General features: G+C 49.5%; 26 protein-coding genes, 1 other RNA gene and 1 pseudogene. 19 read left to right on the top strand and 9 right to left on the bottom strand.

What is annotated here, in order from left to right; genetic code table 11:
- Positions 1-83: 83 nt before the first annotated feature.
- From tnpB to IO95_RS20585, 3 genes and pseudogenes are all read left to right on the top strand, one after another.
- Positions 84-452, top strand: a complete 369-nt coding sequence (gene tnpB, locus IO95_RS20595; protein ID WP_037385264.1) for an IS66 family insertion sequence element accessory protein TnpB — start codon at positions 84-86, stop codon at positions 450-452.
- 45 nt (positions 453-497) lie between these two features.
- Positions 498-2114 carry an IS66 family transposase gene (locus tag IO95_RS20590; RefSeq protein ID WP_037385288.1) on the top strand — a complete coding sequence of 539 codons (1617 nt, stop codon included), beginning with the start codon at positions 498-500 and terminating at the stop codon, positions 2112-2114.
- Between the two features lie 11 nt (positions 2115-2125).
- Positions 2126-2377, top strand: a pseudogene (locus IO95_RS20585) (phage baseplate assembly protein V); the annotation flags it as partial.
- A gap of 204 nt (positions 2378-2581) precedes the next feature.
- Here the strand turns inward: IO95_RS20585 and IO95_RS20580 are convergent.
- The 3 genes from IO95_RS20580 to smpB all read right to left on the bottom strand — a co-directional run bounded on the left by IO95_RS20580 (position 2582) and on the right by smpB (position 4207).
- A complete protein-coding gene (locus tag IO95_RS20580; protein ID WP_152554983.1) occupies positions 2582-3043 on the bottom strand; it encodes a hypothetical protein in 462 nt (153 codons plus the stop codon).
- Between the two features lie 269 nt (positions 3044-3312).
- Positions 3313-3675: a transfer-messenger RNA gene (gene ssrA / locus IO95_RS24470) on the bottom strand.
- A 49-nt stretch (positions 3676-3724) separates the two neighbouring features.
- On the bottom strand, positions 3725-4207 hold the full coding sequence (gene smpB, locus IO95_RS20575) for an SsrA-binding protein SmpB (protein WP_023492393.1): 483 nt from the start codon (positions 4205-4207) through the stop codon (positions 3725-3727).
- Positions 4208-4365: 158 nt separating this feature from the next.
- Between smpB and IO95_RS20570 the strand changes: the two genes are divergently transcribed.
- Entirely contained in the window at positions 4366-4800 is a 435-nt protein-coding gene (locus tag IO95_RS20570) for a type II toxin-antitoxin system RatA family toxin (protein ID WP_023492394.1), read from the top strand.
- The gene (locus IO95_RS20565; protein ID WP_023492395.1) at positions 4793-5086 is read left to right on the top strand and encodes an RnfH family protein; all 294 of its coding nucleotides are present in this window, start codon (positions 4793-4795) and stop codon (positions 5084-5086) included. Before IO95_RS20570 ends, IO95_RS20565 begins: the two co-directional genes overlap by 8 nt.
- Before the next feature lie 87 nt (positions 5087-5173).
- Here the strand turns inward: IO95_RS20565 and bamE are convergent, their stop codons facing one another.
- From bamE to nadK, 3 genes are all read right to left on the bottom strand, one after another.
- Complete coding sequence (gene bamE / locus IO95_RS20560; RefSeq protein WP_037386962.1) at positions 5174-5512, bottom strand: outer membrane protein assembly factor BamE; 339 nt, start codon at positions 5510-5512, stop codon at positions 5174-5176.
- 103 nt (positions 5513-5615) lie between these two features.
- Positions 5616-7277 carry a DNA repair protein RecN gene (recN, locus tag IO95_RS20555; RefSeq protein ID WP_023489117.1) on the bottom strand — a complete coding sequence of 554 codons (1662 nt, stop codon included), beginning with the start codon at positions 7275-7277 and terminating at the stop codon, positions 5616-5618.
- Between the two features lie 102 nt (positions 7278-7379).
- Positions 7380-8258, bottom strand: coding sequence for an NAD(+) kinase (gene nadK, locus IO95_RS20550; protein WP_023489118.1), 879 nt, complete (start codon positions 8256-8258; stop codon positions 7380-7382).
- A 124-nt stretch (positions 8259-8382) separates the two neighbouring features.
- Between nadK and grpE the strand changes: the two genes are divergently transcribed.
- On the top strand, positions 8383-8967 hold the full coding sequence (grpE, locus tag IO95_RS20545) for a nucleotide exchange factor GrpE (protein WP_023489119.1): 585 nt from the start codon (positions 8383-8385) through the stop codon (positions 8965-8967).
- 83 nt (positions 8968-9050) lie between these two features.
- Here grpE and ung read toward each other — a convergent pair whose 3' ends face one another.
- Positions 9051-9734, bottom strand: a complete 684-nt coding sequence (ung, locus tag IO95_RS20540; RefSeq protein ID WP_023489120.1) for a uracil-DNA glycosylase — start codon at positions 9732-9734, stop codon at positions 9051-9053.
- A 404-nt stretch (positions 9735-10138) separates the two neighbouring features.
- Here ung and grcA point away from each other — a divergent pair, with 404 nt between their 5' ends.
- Positions 10139-10522 carry an autonomous glycyl radical cofactor GrcA gene (gene grcA / locus IO95_RS20535; protein WP_023489121.1) on the top strand — a complete coding sequence of 128 codons (384 nt, stop codon included), beginning with the start codon at positions 10139-10141 and terminating at the stop codon, positions 10520-10522.
- 111 nt (positions 10523-10633) lie between these two features.
- Here grcA and srmB read toward each other — a convergent pair whose 3' ends face one another.
- Positions 10634-11950 (bottom strand): ATP-dependent RNA helicase SrmB, encoded by a 1317-nt coding sequence (gene srmB, locus IO95_RS20530; RefSeq protein ID WP_023489122.1) that lies wholly within the window; start codon positions 11948-11950, stop codon positions 10634-10636.
- A 131-nt stretch (positions 11951-12081) separates the two neighbouring features.
- Here srmB and IO95_RS20525 point away from each other — a divergent pair, with 131 nt between their 5' ends.
- Positions 12082-12828 carry a tRNA1(Val) (adenine(37)-N6)-methyltransferase gene (locus tag IO95_RS20525; RefSeq protein ID WP_369794393.1) on the top strand — a complete coding sequence of 249 codons (747 nt, stop codon included), beginning with the start codon at positions 12082-12084 and terminating at the stop codon, positions 12826-12828.
- 18 nt (positions 12829-12846) lie between these two features.
- On the opposite strand, the gene nadB is transcribed toward IO95_RS20525, so the two are convergent.
- The gene (nadB, locus tag IO95_RS20520; protein ID WP_200874196.1) at positions 12847-14448 is read right to left on the bottom strand and encodes an L-aspartate oxidase; all 1602 of its coding nucleotides are present in this window, start codon (positions 14446-14448) and stop codon (positions 12847-12849) included.
- Between the two features lie 215 nt (positions 14449-14663).
- Here nadB and rpoE point away from each other — a divergent pair, with 215 nt between their 5' ends.
- From rpoE to acpS, 11 genes are all read left to right on the top strand, one after another.
- Positions 14664-15239 (top strand): RNA polymerase sigma factor RpoE, encoded by a 576-nt coding sequence (rpoE, locus tag IO95_RS20515; RefSeq protein WP_023489125.1) that lies wholly within the window; start codon positions 14664-14666, stop codon positions 15237-15239.
- A gap of 31 nt (positions 15240-15270) precedes the next feature.
- A complete protein-coding gene (gene rseA / locus IO95_RS20510; RefSeq protein ID WP_023489126.1) occupies positions 15271-15924 on the top strand; it encodes an anti-sigma-E factor RseA in 654 nt (217 codons plus the stop codon).
- Positions 15924-16883 (top strand): sigma-E factor regulatory protein RseB, encoded by a 960-nt coding sequence (rseB, locus tag IO95_RS20505; RefSeq protein WP_023489127.1) that lies wholly within the window; start codon positions 15924-15926, stop codon positions 16881-16883. Before rseA ends, rseB begins: the two co-directional genes overlap by 1 nt.
- Entirely contained in the window at positions 16880-17335 is a 456-nt protein-coding gene (gene rseC, locus IO95_RS20500; RefSeq protein ID WP_037386958.1) for a SoxR-reducing system protein RseC, read from the top strand. The genes rseB and rseC overlap by 4 nt, the downstream gene beginning before the upstream one ends.
- A gap of 231 nt (positions 17336-17566) precedes the next feature.
- Positions 17567-19363 (top strand): translation elongation factor 4, encoded by a 1797-nt coding sequence (gene lepA / locus IO95_RS20495; protein ID WP_023489129.1) that lies wholly within the window; start codon positions 17567-17569, stop codon positions 19361-19363.
- Between the two features lie 31 nt (positions 19364-19394).
- Positions 19395-20372 carry a signal peptidase I gene (lepB, locus tag IO95_RS20490; protein ID WP_023489130.1) on the top strand — a complete coding sequence of 326 codons (978 nt, stop codon included), beginning with the start codon at positions 19395-19397 and terminating at the stop codon, positions 20370-20372.
- Positions 20373-20675: 303 nt separating this feature from the next.
- Positions 20676-21356, top strand: a complete 681-nt coding sequence (rnc, locus tag IO95_RS20485; protein WP_023489131.1) for a ribonuclease III — start codon at positions 20676-20678, stop codon at positions 21354-21356.
- Positions 21353-22261 carry a GTPase Era gene (gene era / locus IO95_RS20480; protein ID WP_023489132.1) on the top strand — a complete coding sequence of 303 codons (909 nt, stop codon included), beginning with the start codon at positions 21353-21355 and terminating at the stop codon, positions 22259-22261. Before rnc ends, era begins: the two co-directional genes overlap by 4 nt.
- 6 nt (positions 22262-22267) lie before the next feature.
- Positions 22268-22999, top strand: coding sequence for a DNA repair protein RecO (recO, locus tag IO95_RS20475; protein WP_023489133.1), 732 nt, complete (start codon positions 22268-22270; stop codon positions 22997-22999).
- 131 nt (positions 23000-23130) lie between these two features.
- A complete protein-coding gene (pdxJ, locus tag IO95_RS20470) occupies positions 23131-23862 on the top strand; it encodes a pyridoxine 5'-phosphate synthase (protein WP_023489134.1) in 732 nt (243 codons plus the stop codon).
- The gene (gene acpS / locus IO95_RS20465; RefSeq protein WP_023489135.1) at positions 23862-24242 is read left to right on the top strand and encodes a holo-ACP synthase; all 381 of its coding nucleotides are present in this window, start codon (positions 23862-23864) and stop codon (positions 24240-24242) included. Before pdxJ ends, acpS begins: the two co-directional genes overlap by 1 nt.
- Positions 24243-24246 lie beyond the last annotated feature (4 nt).

The following is a 24246-nucleotide window of genomic DNA, read 5'->3' as shown; positions in this document are numbered from 1 at the left end:
CTCTCATTGCCCAATGGGCTGGTGATCACTGGCCTCAATGACAGCAATGTCACTTTGCTGGGCGCTATTCTCAGGCAACTCTGATGCGTAACCATCACTTACGCCCCGCGCTGGCGATGCCGCACATTTATCTTTATCGCGCCCCCATCGATTTTCGTAAGCAGGTGAATGGTCTGGCGGCACTGATTGAACAGGAACTGGGCCATAATCCCTTTACCGGGGCACTGTATGCCTTTACCAACCGTCAGCGCAATAAAATCAAATGTCTGATGTGGGAGGATAATGGCTTTGTTCTCTATTATAAGGCACTGGCCGAGGAGAAGTTTAAGTGGCCCAGCCTGGCTGATGACCTGTTGCCGCTGACCGGTGAACAGATTAATTGGCTGCTGGATGGTTACGATATCCGTCTGCTCAATGGACATAAAAAACTGCATTATGACAGGGTAAATTAAGCCGTGAACGTGCATTATCCGGCTGTTTTTGTTATTATTTCCCTCATGAAAAAGCCTGCTCCCCCATCAAGCAAACAACCTGACAACCGCAGTTTATCTGCGGTTGAGTTGGTGGTGGAATTACGTCAACAGCTTCAGTCTAAAGATGAAGTCATCCAATCAAAAGATGACGCTATCCAGCATCTGGAACGTTATGTCGCGTTGCTGGAAGAACAACTCCGGCTCAAAAGAGCCCAACAGTTTGCTGCCAGCAGCGAGCGCAACGCCGACCAGATTTCTCTGTTCGATGAAGCAGAACTGGAAGTGGCGATTGAGGCTTTATCAGCACAACTGCCCGAGGAAGAGGCCACGCCGTCCTCGCCGAAAAAGACCACCCGGCAGCGAGGTTTTTCCGATAACTTACTGCGTGAGCGGGTGGAGTTGTGCCTGTCCGACGAAGAAAAAGCCGGGGCCAGTCGCACTTTCTTCAGCAAGGTCAAAGAAGAGTTGGCCTATATTCCCGCCCAAATGAAAGTTATCGAATACTGGCAGGAAAAAGCGGTATTTGAGCGCGATGGTAACGAGGTTATCGTCGCGGCTCAGCGCCCGGTTCATCCGCTGGGTAAGTGTTTTGCCACCGTCTCGTTGTTGGCCTATATCATCGTGGCCAAGTATGCCGATGGCTTGCCGCTGTACCGCCTGGAAAGTATCGTGGCCCGCAGTGGCCACTCGGTAGCCCGCACCAATATGGCTCACTGGATCATCCGACTAGCCGAGGTATTTCAACCGCTGCTTAACTTAATGCGTGAAGTGCAAAACAGCAGTCGCTATCTGCAAATGGATGAAACACGCATTCAAGTGCTGAAAGAAGACGGTAAAACGGCCCAATCGGACAAATGGATGTGGGTGGTACGTGGGGGACCACCGGATAAACCGTCGGTCTTGTTTGATTATGACCCGAGTCGTGCGGGGAGCGTTCCCGTGCGTCTGTTGCAGGACTTTACGGGTATTTTGCAAACCGATGGTTATGCCGGCTATGCCGAGGTATGTCGTGAAAACCAACTGGTGCGTATTGGTTGTTGGGATCATGCTCGGCGCAAATATGTTGAAGCGGGCAAGGCGGTACCCAAAGGGAAAAAAACATCAAACACTGCGCCCACCAAGGCCGATGTGGCATTAGGGTACATTGGCAAACTGTACGGGATAGAACGCGCCATTCAGGGGCTTGCCGAACAGGATAAGTATCAGGCTCGCCAGCAACACAGCGAGCCTTTGCTTGCCACCTTCAAAGTGTGGCTGGAGAAAAATGTTGGTTCAGTGATGAAAGGCTCACTGACACGCCGGGCGATGGAGTACACGCTCAACCATTGGGCATCGCTGATCGGCTACTGCGAACACGGTTATCTGAATATCAGCAATGTGTTGGCGGAGAATGCGATACGCCCGTTTGCGGTGGGCAGAAAAGCGTGGTTGTTTGCCGACAGTTCTCAAGGGGCCCGAGCCAGTGCCTGCTGTTATTCCCTGATTGAAACAGCGAAAGCCAACAATCTGGAGCCAGCGGCCTATATCCAACATGTGCTGGAACGCATTGGTGAAGCCGATACGGTGGAAAAGATAGAAGCACTGTTACCGTGGAATGTTGACCTGGCTCCTTTTTCAAAAAATGTGCCGCAATATGAATAGGACAAATACGTCGATTTAACGGCGGTTACCTTGAAACCAACTGGATCAACTGGTTGACCTTCCACGCCGGCAGTGCTCGTACTTGGTGGTGTCCATCACCCGATGAGCAGGAGGTGGTGCTCAGTACGGGTGGCAATCTGGCCACCGCTTTTGTGCTACCGGCCATAAACTCTAATCAGTTCCCGCCGCCGTCGAGTTCTCCAGAGGGCTGCGGGACGCAATACCCCGATGGGGGCTGGTTTGAATATGAACCCGCCACCGGCGAATCTGAATTTTTAGATTAATTTATTGTAATTATTGATAAAAATCGAGTTCAGACTTTTCACGTGTACCTAAACGTGTACCAATTATAAAAAGTGATCATTCTTTGAGTGATTTTTAAGCAAATATTTCAATGCATAACTAGCAGGTCAAACTACTGTGAGCAAGACAGGAAGAGTGGTCTCATCTATGCCTTGTTAAATCCTTTAATTAGCAAAACGTCCAGTTTCAAAAATAACTTTTTGCCTGTAATGCGCTTCTTTTATGACACGATACACATCACCTGATTTGCTTTTCACAATGTTATTGACCACCATCGATGAACAGCTTTCCTCATAGGCTATTTGACACTTTGCATTATCGAAGAAGTGCCGTAGATAAGGTTTTGCCTGCTCAAAAACCTCTTGGTGAGGGCTACTTACATAAAAGGCGACAATGTCTAGTTGGTCGGTTATTTCACGATACAGATCTGCAATAAAGTAGGTATTTGTAAGTTGTGATGATTTGAACACCAGAATGTCACCTGTTCCTACCGTAATATCGTCAAAATAGTAATCGTTTAGATTGCAAATATTGAGATTGATATGCATAGCTTCCAGCGCTGCTTTTAAATCTGTATTGGGGCAGAAAGGGCCGTACTCGTCAGGGCAACATGTCCAGTCAGTCATAGAGACACAGACAGTAAAAACTGTGCTTGGTATTCGTGCTGTCATCATCAATCCTTGGGGATTGTCATTAGTAGTAAGTTACGGTAAAGCGGCCAAGAAAAAAAGATTTATAGAAAAACTGGTCGCACTTACCTAAACGTACGTCTATAAATCCCAGATTCCCCCGGATATGGTTAGAAAGTTAAAGACACAAAAAAGCCCGCAAGGCTTACACCATGCGGGCTTTTCGTACTTCTCCGGGCTTATCTGGTGATACCCGGATCATTATTTGGTGGAGCTGGGGGGATTTGAACCCCCGTCCGAAATTACTACGCCGTCGGCACTACATGCTTAGTCAATCTTTACATTCGCCGGTCAGCTGCGGATGGACACGCCACTAACAAACTAGCCTGATTAAATTTAGTGCTTCAACCCCAGGCAAGGTCTCCACACGATCTCTTTTGGGTTTGACCTCTCTTGATCCCCGTCTTAAGAGCGGAAGCTAGGGAGAGAGGGCTCTAGGCAGGGTATTAAGCTGCTAGTGCGTAGTTTTCGTCGTTTGCGACTATTTTTTTGCGGCTTTTTACGAGGCAAACCGCCCCTCGGCATGCTCCTTGGGCTTCGCAAATCCCGTCGAATCCAGAATCAGCCCCAAGTAACTGTCAGCAGTATATCAGAAATCATTCCGGTTAAGCCAGAGACTTAACGATTGGCATGCTTCATGATACGGGCTTTCGCCGTCTGCCATTCACGATCTTTAATATCATCGCGCTTATCGTGTTCTTTTTTACCCTTGGCTACACCAATTTTTACTTTGCTCCAGGCATTTTTCCAATACATGGAGAGGGCAACAACGGTATACCCGTCACGGGTAACGCGGCCAATTAATGAATCTAGCTCACGCTTTTTCAGTAACAGTTTTCGGGAACGTGTTGGATCGCAGACCACATGAGTTGATGCGACATTCAGTGGGGAAATGGTGGCACCGAATAGATAGGCTTCACCGTTACGAAATATCACATAGCTATCGCTGATGTTAGCTTTGCCAGCACGTAGTGATTTTACTTCCCAACCTTGCAGCGACAAGCCCGCCTCGATCTCCTCTTCAATGGAGTACTCGAAACGTGCTCGCTTGTTCTGCGCAATAGTTGCGGAACCGGGTTTGTGGGCTTTTTTCTTTGTCATAGTCTGCTCATTATACTGGATGAAACCACGAAAGAAATCCCTTAACGCTCTGTACCTGCGCTATTTCTTCTTTTTGAACGCCTCAAATGGTAGCAGATTTTTGTCTGGCCACAGATAAATGGTACTATTCGCACGTTTTGTGCCTTACAGGAAATGATATGCCTCAGATCAGTCGCTCTGCATTGGTGCCTTTTAGTGCCGAGCAGATGTACCAGTTGGTTAATGATGTCTCTTCTTACCCCGAATTTCTGCCAGGTTGTGTCGGCAGCCGGGTGATTGCTGCTTCCCCTAATGAGATGACGGCTGCAGTTGAGGTTGCAAAGGCGGGTATTAGTAAGACGTTCACCACACGTAATACTTTGTTGGATAATCAACGCATTAATATGCAATTGGTTGATGGTCCATTCCGTAAGCTGATGGGGGGCTGGCAGTTCACCGCATTAAGCCCAGAAGCGTGTAAAGTTGAGTTGCATCTGGAGTTTGAGTTCACCAATAAGCTGGTTGAGCTGGCCTTTGGTAAGGTGTTCAAGGAGCTGACGGGGAATATGGTGCAGGCGTTCACTCAGCGTGCCAAAGAGGTCTATCGTGTCTGAAATATGCGTTGAAGTGGTTTATGCATTGCCAGAACGCCAGTATCTGCGCCAGGTTACGTTGCCAGCAGGGGCTACGGTTGAACAGGCCATTCAGGCTTCAGGGCTGTTGGAATTACGCCATGATATCGATCTAGCCAGCAATAAAGTGGGCATTTATAGTCGACCCGCCAAATTGCAGGATGTACTTAATGAGGGTGATCGGGTGGAGATTTATCGCCCTTTGCTTGCCGACCCGAAAGAATTACGCCGCCAACGGGCTGAAAAAGCCGAAAAAGCAAAAAAATAAGACAAGGCACGGCTGTGCCTTATCTTCATCTTCAGACTGTGTGCTCTCAGTGTTGTCCCGATACGAATAGAGACAACGCACTCTTGCTTATTTAGCCAACGCTGGCTTGTTCTGTATATCCGTCAAGATACCTGCGCTATCGAAGGTCAGTGTCAGCGTTTTCTGAGTTACTGGTTCATGGCTAGGGTGTTGACGGAACACGTAGAACCACGTTTGGCTACCAAACGGATCCTGTACCATTGGTGTGCCCAATGTGTAAGCAACCTGTTGTTGTGTCATCCCCTTGTGGATTTTTGCCACAGAGGCCGGTGTCAGGTAGTTACCCTGGTTGATATCAGGCCGATAGACCAACTTTTGAAAAGTAGAACAGCCTGCAGTCAGCATCACAAGAACTACAGCGGCAGCTGTCAGCATTTTACAACGCATAGTAATTACATTCCTTTAGGGCATAGGATACTGATGATAATAGACCTTGCAGCAGTTGGGAACCTTTACAGGGCTTCTATATGACCTCGGAAACGTAAAAAAGTTATGCGGCTAGCAGTTCTTTTGCATTTGCCAAGGTATTTTTGGTGACTTCACTCCCCCCCAGCAGGCGTGCCAGCTCTTGTAACCGGGCCCGTTTATCTAGTTGCAGCATCTGTGTTTCGGTCTCGGTACCGTCTGTTTGTTTGCTGACAAAGAAATGTTGATGACCACAACCAGCAACCTGCGGCAAGTGTGTGACACACATCACTTGAGTCGATTCCCCTAGCTGACGTAACAGGCGACCAACGATCGCCGCAGTTGGACCACTGATCCCCACATCAACTTCATCGAATATCAGCGCTGGGGTTTCCATTTTACGTGCCGTAATCACCTGGATTGCCAGCGCAATACGGGAAAGCTCACCGCCTGAGGCGACTTTTGCCAGAGCTTGCAGCGGTTGCCCAGGGTTGGTAGAAACAAAGAATTCAATACGGCTTGCCCCTTCACTACCCAGGTATTCAGGTTCAAAATTGACCTCAATATTGAATTGACCGTGTGGCATAGAGAGCGTGTTCATGCTTTCGGTAATCAACAGGTTCAGTTCAGTGGCATAGTGCTGGCGTTTCTGATGCAGTTGCTGAGCCAGATCCAATGCGTGCTGATGATGCAGGCTGACGGCCTGGCTAAGTTGTTGCTGGCAGCTTTCCTGTTGTGCCAGTTGTTGTTGTTCTGCCAACAGTTGCTGATGCAGATTGGGCAACTCTTCTGGCGAGACATGGTGTTTGCGTGCCAGGCTCATTTGTTGGGAAAGCCGCTGTTCAAGTTCATGTAGCCGGTTGGGGTCAAGGTCCATGCTGTCGGCATAATGGCGTAACTCGTCGCTGGCTTCGCTGATTTGAATTGAGGCTTCTTCCAGCATGTTGAGCAAACCGCTTAATTTATCGTCCATGCTGGTCAGTTCAGCTAACAGATGCTTGGTGCTGTGGAGTTGGCTGAGCATATTATGCTCATCATCATCAGCCAACAGTTGCAGCGCTTGCTGGCTGAGGGTCAATAACTGGCCACTGTTGGCCAGGCGTTTATATTCGGTATCGATCTGTTCAAACTCACCGCCTTGCGGGGCAAACTCATTCAGCTCTTTCAACTGATACTGCAGCAGTTGTATGCGCGCATCACGTTCAATGGACTGCTGTTGATGGTGTGCCAGTTCGCGGCAGCTTTGGTGCCATTGTTGGTAAGCCTGGCGCATGGCGGCCAATAGCTCAGGTTCGCTGGCATAGGCATCCAACAACAGCTTTTGGTGTTCAGGTTTCAATAGCAATTGGTGAGCATGTTGACCGTGGATCTGGATCAGGTGCTGGCCGAGATCGCGCAATTGCGAGAGCGGCACCGCAGTGCCATTAATAAAGCCACGTGAGCGCCCATCCGCACTGATTACGCGGCGTAATAGGCACTCATTGCTGTCATCCAGTTGATTTTGTTCCAGCCATTCACGGGCAGAGGGGGTGTCAGCCAACGAAAAACGTGCGCAGATATCGGCACGAGCCGCCCCCTGGCGGACAACGTTACCGTCAGCACGGTTACCCAGGCAGAGACCTAATGCATCAATGGCAATTGATTTACCGGCACCGGTTTCACCGGTGATAGCAGTCATACCCGATTGGAAGTCGATTTCCAGTTCGCGAACGATAGCAAAATTGTTGATGGTCAATTGGGCTAACATAGGGCCTCTCCCGTGTATAAATTCACAACTGTGATTTCATACAGTATAAACTGGTTTTATATACAGTAAAGAGGCCCGGGCATTTTTTAGAACAATTATTTTTTAGAACAATTTTTTTGACCAGCCCAGTTTGGTGCTCAGGGTATTGAAGTAGTTGTAATCCTTTGGGTGAATCAAATTCAGGTGGAAATCACTGCGGCGGATTAATACTTCTTCACTCTCCTGAATCGGCAGGGCTATCTGGCTGTCACAACTGATTTCCAGATCACTACCGGTATGGGAAAATTTTAGCCTGATGGTGCTGTTGCCATTAATGACCAATGGCCGAGCCGAAAGGGTATGCGGGAACATGGGAACCAGCGCAATGGCTTCTAACGACGGGGTTAATATTGGCCCTCCCGCAGAAAGCGAATAAGCAGTAGAGCCGGTTGGCGTGGCGATAATCAGGCCATCGGAACGTTGCGAGAAAGCAAAGCGGTCATCAATGTAAACTTCGAATTCGATCATGTGGGCAACTTTGCCGGGGTGTAGCACCACTTCGTTAATGGCGGTGCTGATGCGGCATTGCTGGTGATCTTTATGAACGATAGCTTCCAGCAGAAAACGTTGCTCGTCGATATATTCGCCTTCTAGCACGTCGGCCAGTTGCTGGAGCGCATTATCAGGATCAAGATCGGTCAGGAAGCCGAGATTCCCCCGGTTAACCCCAATCACTTTGATGTCATAACGTGCCAAGACCCGTGCCGCCCCCAGCATATTGCCATCCCCACCAACCACCACGGCAAGGTCGGCGTGTTGCCCAATATCCGCCAAGCTGCCAGTTACCGCGTTTTTCAGCTTGAGATCCTGCGCAATCTGGCTTTCAATCATCACCGGGTAGCCTAACGAGGTTAACCATTGAAATAGCATCTCGTGGGTTGCCAGAGCAGAAGGGTGACGCGGATGTCCAACAATGCCAATACAGGTAAATTTTTTATTCATGGCGGTGCTTTTCCTCACCTGGGGTTGTTTATGTCCCACATTGTGACTGGTTGACTTGAAAGCCCATTTTTGATCCCCATAATAAACGAAGTTGCGGGATTAATGCTAAAACGCGGAGATATTCATGAGTAGTAAAGAACAGAAAACGCCAAACGAGCAAGTTTCGGACGAAATGGAACAGCAAGCACAACACGATGAAACCATGCTGGATATGATGGAAGGTGTTGATCTACGCGCTGAACGTATTGCTGAATTGGAAACCCAATTGGCCGAAGCCCATCAACATGAGCGTGAAAGTCTGCTACGTGCCAAGGCTGAGATGGAAAATATCCGCCGTCGTAGTGAACTCGATGTCGAGAAGGCGCACAAATTCGCCCTGGAGAAGTTTTCTGGTGACTTGTTGCCAGTGATCGACAGCCTGGAGCGTGCATTGGAACTGGCAGATAAAAATAATGCCGAGCTGGTGCCGATGATCGAAGGGATTGAGTTGACACTCAAATCCATGTTGGATGCGGTACGCAAGTACGGCATCGAAGTGGTGGGTGACATCAATGTGCCATTCAACCCGGATGTCCATCAGGCAATGACCCTGCTGGAGTCTGCGGACCACCAACCGAATCACGTGATGATGGTAATGCAGAAAGGTTATACGCTGAATGGCCGTCTGCTGCGCCCGGCGATGGTGGCGGTTTCCAAAGCCAAGTCTTGATCTGGTTTAGTAAATCAAGGCACCTTAAGGCACCTTAAGGTGCCTTGAGTCAGTTGCTAGTGCCATTTTTTTCGAGTTTACGATTATACCTGCGGCAGAACCGGTACCCAGTCAATGGGCGTCAAGCCTTGCTGTTGCAGCAACTGGTTGGTCTGCGAGAAGTGGTGGCAACCCAAAAAGCCGCGGTGAGCAGAAAGCGGCGAAGGATGGGGCGCTTTCAACACATGATGGCGTTGGCGGTCAATAATATTCCCTTTCTTTTGCGCATGTGCTCCCCACAGTAGAAATACCACCCCTTCGCGGTTTTCATTTAAAGCAGCAATTACCCGGTCAGTAAAAGTTTCCCATCCTAAATTGGCATGAGAATGGGCACGTCCTGCTTCTACCGTTAATACGGTATTGAGTAACAACACGCCTTGTTCTGCCCAGCTTTGCAGGCAACCATGTGTGGGGCGTTCGAAGCCGGGAATATCCGTCATCAGTTCCTTATACATATTGACTAATGAAGGCGGTGCCGGAATGCCTGGCTGCACAGAAAATGACAAGCCGTGCGCTTGATTGGGGCCGTGGTAAGGGTCCTGGCCGAGGATCACCACTTTGACATCTGCTAACTCAGTAAAACGGAAAGCATTAAACACATCTTTCTGTGGCGGATAAATGGTCTTACCAGATTGGCGCTCGTTGGCCACAAAGTCGAGTGTTTCAAGAAAATAGGGCAGCTCTTTCTCTTTGCCAATCACGTCATGCCAAGTGAGGGGGGTAGACATCTACACTCTCCTTTGTTTTCGTTAACGAATTATAGCCTATAGCTTACCGTTAACTTTCATTGGCTGAAACTGGCTTTTCTGCGTGGCGTGATTCAACTTGCTGAGGAGGGGAGTTTTTTGGTGAGTTGGCAGGTTGATGATTTGATTGCCAGATGAGGAGTGATGCAAATTTTTTTGATATTTTACAAAAATAATTTTAAAAGCAAAAAAGAGTAAAATTGATATAAAACATAAATTTGCCGCTCACTGTCATTTTGGCGCCTGACAAAAATTGATTTAAATCAAGGTAAGTCCCTCGTCAGGCTGGTATATAGAACAACAAGACAACATTGGTTTTACCAAATAGCCGGAATTCAGATTTTTCGGCGAAGTAGAATTTTTCTCCCCACTACGGAGGCAACAAAATGATTACTGGTATTCAAATCACTAAAGCTAACAATCAGGCATTGGTTAACTCTTTCTGGTTGCTGGATGAAGAGAATGCACAAGCGCGTTGCGTATGTGCCAAAGCAGACTATGTAGAAGATCAGGTCGTTCCTGTGAGCGAATTGGGCCAGATCGAATATCGTGAAGTACCAATGGAAATGCAACCAACGGTACGCGTTGAAGGTGGCCAGCATCTGAATGTGAACGTATTACGTCGCGAAACGCTGGAAGATGCCGTCAAGCATCCTGAGAAATACCCACAGTTGACCATCCGTGTTTCTGGCTATGCAGTGCGTTTCAACTCACTGACTCCAGAACAACAACGTGACGTTATTGCTCGTACTTTTACTGAAAGTCTGTAATCTCAGTTTGAGTGATAGGGGTGTTGCGACCCGCTAAGTGATATTAATGAACCCCATTTTATGGGGTTCATTTTTTTGCGCATCTGTCAGTGAGTGAAGGGAATAGGGGAGTTACTCGGTGCCCGGTTTCGCCGCTGGCTGGCGGCGCTTACCCACGTTTTTGGCATCACGATGGCGTACCTTCACTTTAGCCTTTTCCTGAGTCTTCAACTTGCTTTCTGCACGTTTAGCCAACACCTTTTTGGACGGCTTACCGCTATTTTTTTCACTGGGTACTCTACTGGTGGGGCGCAGTTCATCAATGATGCGGGCTTTCAGCGGTTCATTGAGATAACGGCCTACTTTCCCTAACAGTAGATGGTCATGGGCTTCAACCAGTGAAATCGCAGTGCCTTTGCGCCCGGCACGACCAGTACGGCCGATGCGGTGTAGATAGATATCGGCAGTGAGTGGCATATCAAAGTTGAACACATGGGTGATATCCAGAATATCCAACCCGCGTGCGGCGATATCGGTGGCGATCAGAACATTGACCCGGCCATCCATCATGCGCTTTACCGCTTCATTGCGCTTGGCCTGGACCATTTCACCTTCGAGATAACAGGTATTGATACCGGCTTCACGTAACCAGGCTGCCAGTTCATGCACGCGCTCACGTTTGCGCACAAAAATCACTGACTTTTGCACGTCAGGTTGTTGCAACAGGTGAATCAGCAGGGCGGTTTTATGCTTGATATCGTCAGCCCGGTAATACCATTGCAGAATTTTTTTACGCTCACGGCGGGACGGATCAGCTTCTACTTCTACCGGCTCTTTCAGAATACGCTCGGCAAATTCACGAATAGCCTCGCCTTCCAGCGTAGCGGAAAACAGCAGCGTCTGAGTGCGCCAGCGTGTTTCAGCAGAAATAGTCTCAATATCCTGGGCAAAACCCATATCAAGCATGCGGTCCGCTTCATCAAGGATCAGCGTCTCTACGGCCCGGCAATCAAAGTTTTCTTCTTTGATGTATTGCAGTAAACGGCCCGTGGTCGCCACGACCAGGTCCTGGTTTTCACTGAATACCTCGGCATGGTTCATATAGGCGACACCACCGGTGATGGTGGCAATATCCAGTGAGGTATGGGCAGCTAACTCACGTGCCTGGTCGGCCACCTGCATGGCCAGTTCACGGGTGGGGGTGAGGATCAGTACGCGCGGCGGGCCAGATTTTTTACGCGGGAAATCCAGCAGATGCTGCAAAACGGGTAACAGGAATGCGGCTGTTTTGCCCGTGCCAGTCGGCGCCGAGCCTAATACATCGCGGCCGTCCATCGCTGGGGGGATCGCTTCGGCCTGAATGGCGGTAGGACGACTATAGCCTTTATCACGGAGCGCGCTAATCAGGCGCTCATCGAGTTCGAGTTCGGAAAATTGGGTTGCTGTCATGGTCTACCTCTACTTGGGGCGCCGATTATAGACGGGATAGTTGCCGGGTTCACCCTTTTTAAAAAAAGCATCTCTTTTACCCTGACTCAGATTACCTTATGCTACGCCAGTTTTGTTGGTGGGTGGCCATGGTGAGTAATCAATCTAAAGCTAAATTATCCCCGCGTCGCGGTGGTTTTACCTTTAAGCAGTTTTTTGTTGCGCATGATCGTTGTGCCATGAAAGTGGGAACGGATGCGGTGCTGCTGGGGGCCTGGGTCGCGGTGGCGCATAAACAGCGGATACTGGACATCGGTTGTGGCAGTGGGCTAATTGCACTGATGCTGGCACAACGAACGCCTGCTGACGTCACCATTGATGCGGTGGAACTGGATAATGAGGCGGCAACTCAGGCCAACGACAATGTTCAGGCTTCCCCCTGGCGGCAAAAAATTGAAGTACATAGCCAAGATATTCATCATTTCGCCCAGCAGCGGGCTGATTATTATGATCTGATAGTCAGTAATCCCCCCTATTTTGAGCCCGCCGTAGCTTGCCGTGATCTTGCCCGTGCCAATGCCCGCTATACCGAAACACTGACCCATGATGCTTTGCTCGATTGTGCTGAACGGCTCATCACGGCGAGCGGTCATTTCTGCGTGATATTACCTTATGACATTGGCATCGCTTTTGAACTGAACGCCCATCAGCGCGGTTGGTATACCGCACGCCGGTTGAACATTAGCGATCGGGCTGATACCGCCAAGCACCGGATTATCGTTGCCTTAACCCGCCAGGCGGCAGTAACAGAAGAGAGGGCGTTGGCGATAAAGTTGGCGGATGGCAGCTATACGGCTGATTTCCGCCAGTTAATTACCGATTTTTATCTGAATTACTGAATCGGGGGAGAGAATCCCTTAAGGTTGCAGAATAGTCGTCTGCGGATCAGGCAACAGGTCCGGATAGTCCAATGTGTAATGCAACCCACGGCTCTCCTTGCGTTCCATTGCGCTGCGTACCATCAGTTCGGCAACCAGCACCAGGTTACGCAACTCCAGCAGATTGTTGGAGATACGGAAATTGGCATAATATTCGTCAATCTCCTGTTGTAGGGTATTGATACGTCGCAGCGCGCGCTCCAGGCGTTTTGTGGTGCGCACAATACCCACATAGTCCCACATAAACAGCCGTAATTCGTGCCAGTTATGCTGGATCACCACGCGCTCATCGGAGTCATCCACACGGCTTTCATCCCACTGCGGCAGTTGCTTGGCCAGTTTGATGGTGGGCAGGCGCATCAGCAGATCTTCGGCGGCGGACCAGCCATAAACCAGGCATTCGAGGAGTGAGTTGGATGCCATTCGGTTGGCGCCATGCAGGCCGGTGTAGCTGACTTCACCAATCGCATAGAGTCCGTCTAAATCGGTTCGGCCATATTGGTCCACCATCACGCCACCACAGGTGTAATGAGCCGCAGGGACGATAGGGATCGGTTGTTGAGTGAGATCAATGCCTAGCGTCAAGAGCTTTTCATAGATCATCGGGAAGTGCTGAGTGATGAATTCCGCAGGTTTATGGCTAATGTCCAAGTACATGCAGTCGGCACCCAGGCGTTTCATCTCATGGTCAATCGCTCGGGCAACAATGTCACGTGGGGCTAACTCGCCACGTGAGTCAAAGTCTGGCATAAAGCGGCTACCATCTGGGCGTTTTAAGTGGGCGCCTTCGCCACGCAATGCCTCGGTCAGCAAGAAGTTTCGGGCTTGTGGGTGAAACAGACAGGTTGGATGGAACTGGTTAAACTCCAGATTGGCGACCCGGCAGCCAGCACGCCAAGCCATGGCGATCCCATCGCCGGAGGAGATATCCGGGTTGGTGGTATATTGGTAAACTTTGGCGGCTCCTCCCGTCGCCAGCACCACCGTTTTGGCTCGGTGGGTTTCCACCTGTTCCAATTCACGGTTCCAAACGTAAGCACCGACGACGCGCTTGGTACCCGGTAGCCCAATTTTGTCAGAAGTAATCAGGTCTACGGCATTTTGGCGTTCCATCACGCAAATATTCGGGTGTGTGCTTGCTTTCCCTATCAGGGTAGTTTCTACTTCTTTACCTGTTGCATCAGCGGCATGCAGAATACGGCGGTGGCTATGTCCGCCCTCACGTGTCAGGTGATAGCGTTCTTCGCCATGTCGGTCGGTTTCAGTATCGAACAAGACACCTTGGTCGATCAGCCATTGCACACAGTGGCGTGCATTTCCGGCAATAAACTCGACGGCCTCTTTATCACACAAGCCTGCCCCGGCGATCAGTGTGTCATTAACGTGTGAGGCGATGCTGTCTGTTTCATCAAAGACGGCGGCGATCCCACCTTGGGCATAAAAGGTGGCACCTTCATTAAGCAGGCCCTTGCAAAGGACCGTAATCTTGCAATGATCTGCCAGACGTAGCGCCAGTGACAGGCCAGCAGCACCGCTGCCAATGATCAAGACATCGCTAACATGTTCAGATGATGGTTGCATAACGTATGATGTGTGCAGAAGAAGAGTGAAATTCATGTTAGCCTACTCTTCCGGGCAAATGCACGGATAAGACGACATTTATAGAAAAAACAGTGGCGATATGGAACTTTATGTTCTATATGAACTCAAACCAAGCGCTTGCTCAGGAAAACTAATGTTATGGCTGGCGGTACAATTTTACCCGTGGAAACGGATTTGAGGAGAATTTACCTCGGATGAGTGAGCAGTTAACGGATCAGGTTCTGGTTGAGCGGGTCCAGAAAGGTGATCAGAAATCGTTCAATTTACTGGTGGTTCGTTACCAGCATAAAGTGGCGAGCCTGGTTTCACGCTATGTGCCACAGGCCGATGTGCCGGATGTGGTGCAGGAGTCGTTTATTAAAGCCTATCGTGCATTGGAATCATTCCGTGGTGATAGTGCTTTTTACACCTGGCTTTATCGAATCGCTGTCAATACGGCAAAGAATTATCTGGTTGCTCAGGGGCGGCGTCCACCATCGAATGATGTAGATGCCAATGATGCCGAAAATTACGAAAGTGCCGGTGCACTGAAAGAAATTTCGAACCCTGAGAACTTAATGTTGTCAGAAGAACTGAAACAGATCGTTTTCCGTACTATTGAGTCACTCCCAGAGGATCTGCGCATGGCAATTACTCTGCGGGAGTTGGATGGTCTAAGCTATGAAGAGATAGCTGATATTATGGATTGCCCGGTTGGAACTGTACGTTCGCGTATTTTTCGTGCCCGGGAGGCTATTGACAATAAAGTTCAACCGCTGATCCAACGTTAGCGATAGCGGACACAGGAAAGGGTACCTAGGCATGCAGAAAGAAAAGCTTTCCTCTCTGATGGACGGTGAAATGCTCGACAATGAACTATTAAATTCATTGGGCAAAGATAGAGCTCTTCAACAAAGCTGGCAGAGCTATCACCTAATACGTGACACATTACGGGGTGATATGGGGCAAGTCGTGTATCTCGATATTGCAGATCGCGTTGCCGCTGCGCTGGAAAAAGAACCTGTACGTCTGGTTCCTTCGGCAGTTCTTGAGTCTCAGCCACAGTCCCACACTTGGGAAAAGTTGCCGTTCTGGCACAAGGTGCGCCCTTGGGCTAGCCAACTGACGCAAGTCGGTGTGGCGGCTTGTGTTTCTTTGGCGGTGATTGTCGGTGTTCAGCATTACAATCAACCCACTGAACAACCTGGTGGCTTTGAGTCACCTGCGTTTAACACGTTACCGATCATGGGGCAGGTTTCGCCAGTGAGTCTGGGGGTGCCTGCAGACAATTTCTCTACCGGTAGTGGCCAGCGGCAGCAGGTACAAGAACAGCGTAAGCGTATCAATGCCATGTTGCAGGATTACGAACTGCAACGCCGTTTGCACTCTGATCAAATGCAGGCTGGGCAGCGTAGCCCACAACAGGCCGGCATTCAGGTTCCTGGTACTCAGTCTTTAGGAATGCAACAGCAGTAATGAAGCAATATTGGTTATCCGTCTGTCTTTTGACGGGCAGCCTGCTCAATGCGAATATCGCCTCGGCGCAGCCTCCTGACGCCGGGGCGATATTGCAACAGATGAGCAGTGCCAGCCGTTCACTTAATTATGAACTCGCCTATATCAGCGTCAGTAATCAAGGGATAGAGTCGTTACGCTACCGCCATGCGGTGGTTGATAAACAGCCCTTAGGGCAACTGCTGCATATGGATGGTCCCCGCCGGGAAGTATTACAACGTGGCGGCGGGATCAGCTATTTTGAGCCTGGCCTGGAACCTTTCACACTCTCTGGTGAGCATATCGTCGATGCATTGCCAGCCATCGTTTTTGCTGATTTTAGCACTTTGCAGAAATACTACGATTTTATCTCTGTTGGTCATACACGTATTTCTGATCGCCCCTGTGATGTTTTCCGTATTGTAGCGCGAGATGGTTCGCGTTTTAGCTATGTCATCTGGATCGATACTGAAAACAGGTTGCCGTTGCGAGTGGACTTGTTGGATCGTGATGGTGAAATGCTGGAGCAGTACCGGGTTATTTCTGTCGTGGTGGGTGAACAGGTGATGAGTGTGATGCAAGGTTTACTCGACGCTAACCTGCCTCCTTTGCTGTCGTTACCCGCAGCGAAAAAACTCACCTTTAATTGGACTACCGGCTGGTTGCCTGCGGGCGTCAAAGAAGTGGCGAGTAATCGCCGCAAGTTACCGAATATGACTGATCAGGTGGAGTCACGTCTTTATAGTGATGGTCTGTTCAGTTTCTCGGTCAATATTACGCCTTCTGGCAGCGATACCAGCCAGCAGTTTTACCGCCAGGGGCGTCGTACCATCCAGACCGAAATTCGCGATGGTTATGAGATTACGGTGGTTGGCGAATTACCCCCAACAACCGCCAAACGGATTGCAGAAAGCATTGCATTCAAGGGGGCTAAATCATGATGAAAGAGTGGGCGACGGTTGTCTCATGGCAACAGGGTGTAGCGCTGTTGCGTTGTGAGCCAAAAGCAGGTTGTGGCAGTTGTAGCGCTCGTTCTGGTTGTGGTGCTCGCGCGCTCAACGAGTTGCTGCCGGAAAACCAACACTATTTACAGTTGTCGGTATCACAACCACTCCATCCTGGCCAACGTGTTGAAATTGGTATTGCCGAAGGTAGCCTATTGCGTTCAGCCATGTTGGTTTACATGACACCTTTGTTGGGGCTGATGTTGGGTGGTGGCTTATTGCAATGGTGGTTTGAGAGTAATCTTGCTGCGGTATTGGGGGCTATTTTAGGTGGCTGTGCCGCTTTTGGGGTTTCGCGTTTCTTGGCTAAACAGCTTAATCAACAAACTGGCTATCAGCCGGTTATCCTGCAAATCGGTTTGCCTCCGATACCCTGTGTCAGTAACTAGTGTTCCCTATCCAGGTTCATTTGAGTATTTAAGTGATGTTTGCTCTTTACACCACCGTTAGTGGTATTTATCGATATCAAGCACTACCTAAGGTGGTGCCTGCCTGCTTTCGTCAAACGCATAGACAGTGTAAGATGCGGGCCATGCTATGTGGGTAGTTTTGGTTTTGTGTCCATCACTGTACCTACCGATTAAAAACGTAAGCGCTTAATCTGAGAAAAAACGAATTAAATGAAACAGATAAGAAATTTTTCCATCATTGCCCATATTGACCACGGTAAGTCGACGCTGTCTGACCGTATTATTCAAATCTGTGGTGGTTTGACTGAACGTGAAATGGCTGCACAGGTGCTGGATTCAATGGATCTGGAGCGTGAGCGGGGCATTACCATCAAAGCTCAGAGTGTAACGCTCGATTATAAAGCGGCTGATGGTCAGGTTTATCAACTTAACTTTATTGATACCCCTGGGCACGTTGACTTTTCCTATGAGGTTTCCCGTTCGCTGGCTGCCTGTGAAGGCGCTCTGTTGGTGGTGGATGCTGGGCAGGGCGTAGAAGCTCAGACCTTGGCCAACTGCTATACGGCGTTGGATATGGACCTGGAAGTGGTCCCGGTGTTGAACAAGATTGACCTGCCAGCGGCTGATCCTGATCGTGCGGCGCAGGAAATTGAAGATATTGTCGGCATTGATGCCACAGATGCTGTCCGTTGCTCGGCAAAAACCGGCGTGGGTGTGCCTGATGTGCTTGAACGCCTGGTGCGTGATATTCCGCCACCGAAAGGTGATGCAGATGCACCGCTGCAGGCGTTGATTATTGATTCATGGTTCGATAACTACCTTGGTGTTGTTTCCCTGATCCGTGTGAAGAACGGTACTTTGCGTAAAGGTGACAAAATCAAGGTAATGAGCACCGGCCAAACCTATAACGCTGACCGTCTGGGTATTTTCACACCAAAGCGTGTTGACCGCGAGGTGTTGAACTGCGGCGAAGTGGGTTGGTTAGTCTGTGCCATTAAAGATATTTTGGGTGCTCCAGTAGGGGATACCTTGACGTTGGCCCGTCAGCCAGCAGATAAAATGTTGCCAGGTTTCAAAAAAGTGAAACCGCAGGTGTATGCTGGGTTGTTCCCCATCAGTTCCGACGACTATGAGGCTTTCCGTGATGCGTTGGGCAAACTGAGCCTGAACGATGCGTCCTTGTTCTATGAGCCAGAAAGTTCTACTGCACTTGGTTTTGGTTTCCGTTGTGGCTTCCTTGGCCTGTTGCATATGGAGATCATTCAGGAGCGTCTGGAACGTGAATACGATCTGGAACTGATCACCACAGCGCCTACGGTGGTGTATGAGGTTGTTACCACCAGTCAGGAGACTATTTATGTCGATAGCCCTGCCAAGCTGCCACCACTGAATAACGTCAATGAGTTGCGTGAGCCGATTGCTGAGTGTCATATGCTGATGCCGCAGGAATATCTGGGGAACGTGATTACGCTTTGTATTGAAAAGCGTGGCATCCAAACCAACATGGTTTACCACGGTAACCAGGTGGCGTTGACTTATGAAATCCCGATGGCCGAAGTGGTGCTTGATTTCTTTGACCGTCTGAAATCGACTTCCCGTGGTTATGCCTCGCTTGATTATAACTTTAAGCGTTTCCAAACGTCCGACATGGTGCGTGTGGATGTGTTGATCAACAACGAACGTGTCGATGCCCTGGCACTCATCACTCACCGTGATAATTCACAGTATCGTGGCCGTGAGCTGGTGGAGAAAATGAAGGAATTGATCCCACGCCAGCAATTTGACATTGCGATCCAGGCTGCGATCGGCACCCATATCATTGCACGCTCCACCGTGAAGCAACTACGTAAAAACGTTCTGGCGAAGTGCTATGGCGGCGACGTCAGCCGTAAGAAAAAGCTGTTACAAAAGCAGAAAGATGGTAAGAAACGCATGAAGCAGGTCGGTAATGTTGAGTTACCGCAAGAAGCGTTTTTGGCTATTCTGCATGTTGGTAAAGATAAGTAAGAGCGAGAGCTCAGCTAACTAGGGAGTTTGCATGGCGAATATGTTTGCCCTGATCCTGGCAATTGCAACGCTGGTGACCGGGATCATTTGGTGCTTTGAGCGCTTTAGGTGGGCGCCAGCACGTCGGGCGAAGATCGCGGCAGTTAATGCACAAACTGCAGGTACCATCGATCAAGAAACGCTGGCGAAAGTCGGTAAGCAGCCAGGTTGGGTTGAGACCGGTTCTTCTGTTTTCCCGGTGTTACTGTTGGTATTTGTGGTGCGTTCGTTTATTTACGAGCCGTTCCAGATCCCTTCAGGTTCAATGATGCCAACACTGTTGATTGGTGATTTCATTCTGGTGGAAAAGTTTGCTTATGGCATTAAAGACCCGATTACCCAAACCACTTTGATTAAAACCGGCCAGCCTAAACGTGGTGATATAGCCGTATTTAAATACCCACTGGATACGCGCCTGGATTATATCAAACGTGTTATTGGCTTGCCGGGTGATCGTGTCACCTATGATCCGCTGAATAAGCAGGTGACAATATGGCCTACCTGTAGCAATGGGCAGCCATGCGATGAGGCATTGGCGGTGACCTATAGTGACATGCGGCCAAGTGACTTTGTGCAGATGTTTAGCCGTGGTGGTACAGGGGAAAGCAGTAGTGGTTTCTTCCAGATCCCGCTGAATGAAAATGCCCCACTGGGTGGTATTCGTTTAGGGGAACGTGACGAAACGCTGGGCACGGTAACTCACCGCATTTTGAACGTGCCAGGGGCACAGGATCAATTAGGTGCCTATAAGAGGCAACCCGGTCAACAATTAGCAGAGTGGGTCGTTCCTGCTGGTCATTACTTTATGATGGGTGATAACCGTGATAACAGTGCTGATAGCCGTTATTGGGGTTTTGTCCCAGAGAGGAACCTGGTGGGTAAAGCTACCGGTATCTGGATGAGTTTTGAAAAACAGGAAGGTGAGTGGCCGACAGGCGTCAGATTGAGCCGGATCGGTGGTATTCATTAATACCTTCTTCATCCTTGAAACTGCAGCCGCATTGGCTGCAGTTTACTGCTGTTAATTCAAATTATCGGCTAATGGCGACAGAATAAGGCCAAAAGCCGCTAAAAAACGCATTTAAACTACAGCAGAGATATATAATCGCAGCATTATATTCACTCTCGTTGTAGAATAACTCCCGATTGATAAACAGTTGGCTTCCCTTCGGGGGCCACGGCAAACGAAACAGCTTTGGATTGGTTTTTGGCAAAACAGGACTGTTCCGTATGCGGTAGGTTTTTTGACGTATTCTGGATCTATTGGTAACCCATGAACCCCATCGTAATAAATAGATTGCAGCGAAAGCTGGGCTATACTTTTCAACAACAGGAGCTCTTACTACAAGCGTTAACTCACCGTAGCGCCAGTAGTAAACACAATGAACGGCTTGAGTTCCTCGGTGACTCCATTCTCAGTTTTGTCATCGCCAATGAGCTTTATCACCGTTTCCCTCGTGTCGATGAGGGTGACATGAGCCGTATGCGTGCCACATTGGTACGGGGCAATACCCTTGCAGAGATGGCCCGCGAATTTGATCTGGGCGAATGTTTGCGCCTGGGGCCGGGTGAACTGAAAAGTGGAGGTTTCCGCCGCGAATCGATTCTTGCAGATACGGTGGAAGCGTTAATCGGTGGTGTGTTCCTGGATAGTAATATTCAAACTGTCGAACGACTGATTTTGGAGTGGTATCGTAGCCGCTTGGACGAGATCAGCCCCGGTGATAAGCAAAAAGATCCTAAAACCCGTTTACAGGAGTTTTTACAGGGTCGTCATTTGCCGTTACCTTCTTATTTGGTGGTGCAGGTTCGCGGTGAAGCGCACGATCAGGAATTTACCATCCACTGTCAGGTGAGTGGTTTGAGCGAGCCGATGGTGGGCAATGGCTCAAGTCGCCGTAAAGCCGAACAGGCCGCAGCGGAACAAGCGCTGAAAAAGCTGGAGCTTGAATGAGCGAAGAAAAACAATACTGTGGTTTTATTGCCATTGTCGGGCGTCCTAACGTAGGTAAGTCCACACTGCTTAATCAACTGTTGGGGCAAAAAGTTTCTATTACCTCACGGAAACCACAGACAACACGTCACCGCATTATGGGCATCCATACTGAAGGGCCATATCAGGCTATCTATGTGGATACACCTGGGTTGCATATTGAAGAAAAACGCGCCATTAACCGTTTGATGAACCGCGCGGCCAGTAGTTCGATTGGTGATGTGGAGTTGGTGATCTTTGTGGTAGAAGGCACGCACTGGACGCCAGATGACGAGATGGTGCTCAATAAACTGCGCAGCCTCAAGTGCCCGGTGCTATTGGCGATTAACAAAGTGGATAACGTTAATGACAAATCCATATTGTTGCCACATATTTCATTTATCAGCCAACAGATGAATTTCCTCGATGTGGTGCCGATTTCTGCGGAAAAAGGAACCAATCTGGATGCTATCGCCGCTATTGTGCGTAAAATATTGCCAGAAGCGGAACACCATTTCCCGGAAGACTATATTACTGATCGTTCACAACGTTTTATGGCTTCTGAAATTATCCGTGAAAAGCTGATGCGTTTTCTGGGTGAAGAGCTGCCCTATTCAGTCACGGTAGAAATTGAACAGTTTGTTGCCAATGAGCGTGGTGGCTTCAATATTCATGGCCTGATCCTGGTTGAACGTGAAGGCCAGAAGAAGATGGTCATCGGCAATAAAGGTGCCAAGATCAAAACTATTGGCATTGAAGCTCGCCAAGATATGGAACAGATGTTTGAAGCCAAAGTGCATCTGGAACTGTGGGTTAAAGTAAAATCCGGCTGGGCGGACGACGAACGTGCGCTGCGTAGCCTGGGTTATGTCGACGATCTGAAGTAATCCTCAATGGAAGGCTGGGAGCGCGCTTTCGTCTTGCATGGGCGGCCGTACAGTGAAACCAGCCTGATGCTGGACTTGTTTACGCAAGACCATGGGCGGGTGCGCTTACTGGCAAAAGGTGCGCGCAGTCGCCGTTCTCATTTAAAGGGTTGCTTGCAGCCCTTTACTCCCTTACTGGTACGCTGGAGTGGGCGTGGCGAAGTCAAGACGCTACGCAACGCCGAATCTATCTCCCTTGCCTTACCCCTTAGCGGCATGATGCTTTACAGCGGCTTGTATGTGAATGAGCTATTGTCTCGTGTGCTGGAGCATGAAGGTAACTATTCAGTTCTATTCCTTGACTATTTACAGTGTCTGCAAGCCCTGGCAGCAGAAGAGAGCTCGCCAGAACAGGCTTTGCGCCAGTTTGAATTGGCATTGCTGGCTCATCTTGGCTACGGATTGGATTTTCTGCACTGTGCTGGTAGTGGCGAACCCATTGATGACCGTATGACCTATCGTTATCGTGAAGAGAAAGGGTTTATTGCCAGCCTGGTAGTGGACCATTACAGTTTTACCGGCCGTGAACTGCGGTCACTGGCCGAGCGTCAATTTCCTGATCCGCAAACCTTACGCGCAGCCAAACGCTTTACCCGCATCGCCCTAAAACCCTATCTCGGCAGTAAACCGCTAAAAAGTCGTGAGCTATTCCGTCAGTGGGGGCACAAAAAAACCACGATGCCAATTGATGATGTTTAGCTGCTGATTCAGTAACGATATCTTTACTTATAGTGTGAATGGCGACGGACATATTTATCGCTTTCTGCTTTTTCCGCTTGGCACCCACGTGTAAACTGCTGCTACTGAACATCATTATTTAGAGGGTTGTCATGGCTGATTTGCTGCTGGGTGTTAATATCGATCATATCGCCACCTTACGTAATGCACGTGGAACCAACTATCCAGATCCGGTTCAAGCGGCATTTATTGCCGAGCAGGCGGGTGCCGATGGTATTACCGTTCATCTACGGGAAGATCGCCGTCATATCACCGATCGTGACGTGCGTATTTTGCGTCAGACCATTCAAACGCGCATGAATCTGGAAATGGCGGTCACCGATGAAATGCTTGATATTGCGATTGAATTGAAACCCCATTTCTGCTGCCTGGTGCCGGAAAAACGCCAAGAGGTGACTACCGAAGGTGGGTTAGATGTCGCCGGGCAACAAGACAAATTGACCATTGCGATAGAACGTTTATCCCGGGCCGGGATACTGGTTTCCCTGTTTATTGATGCCGATCATCGCCAGATTGATGCCGCGGTAGCTGTAGGCGCACCTTATATTGAAATTCATACCGGTCACTATGCGGAAGCAGAAGGGGAGTTAGCGGTTCAGGCTGAGTTACAGCGTATCGCTAAAGCGGCGACCTACGCGGCCAGCAAAGGGCTGAAAGTGAATGCCGGTCATGGCTTGACCTATCATAACGTACAGCCAATCGCTGCCCTACCCGAGATGCATGAACTGAATATCGGGCACTCGATCATTGGTCAGGCAGTGATGAGCGGGTTACCGGCTGCGGTGGCAGAGATGAAACTGCTGATGCGTGAAGCTCGTCGCTGATGGCGATACTTGGCTTGGGAATCGACATCGTTGAGATAGTCCGTATCGAAGCGGTGGTCGAACGTAGCGGTGACCGTTTGGCTCGCCGCATATTAAGCCCTGCGGAGTGGCAACTATACCAACAGCATCAGCAACCGGTACGTTTTCTGGCTAAGCGTTTTGCGGTGAAAGAGGCGGCGGCCAAGGCGTTTGGCACCGGTATTCGTCATGGTCTGGCGTTTGAGCAGTTTGAAGTATTTAACGACCCGCTCGGTAAACCGAGTATTCGCCTACATGGCCGCGCCACTGAATTGGCGCAGCAAATGGGCGTGAAGTCGATTCATGTTTCACTGGCGGACGAGCATCACTACGCTTGTGCGACGGTCATTGTTGAAGGGTAATGTT

The organism is Serratia sp. DD3 (genome assembly GCF_000496755.2).
This window is presented reverse-complemented; position numbering and strand designations above follow the sequence as displayed.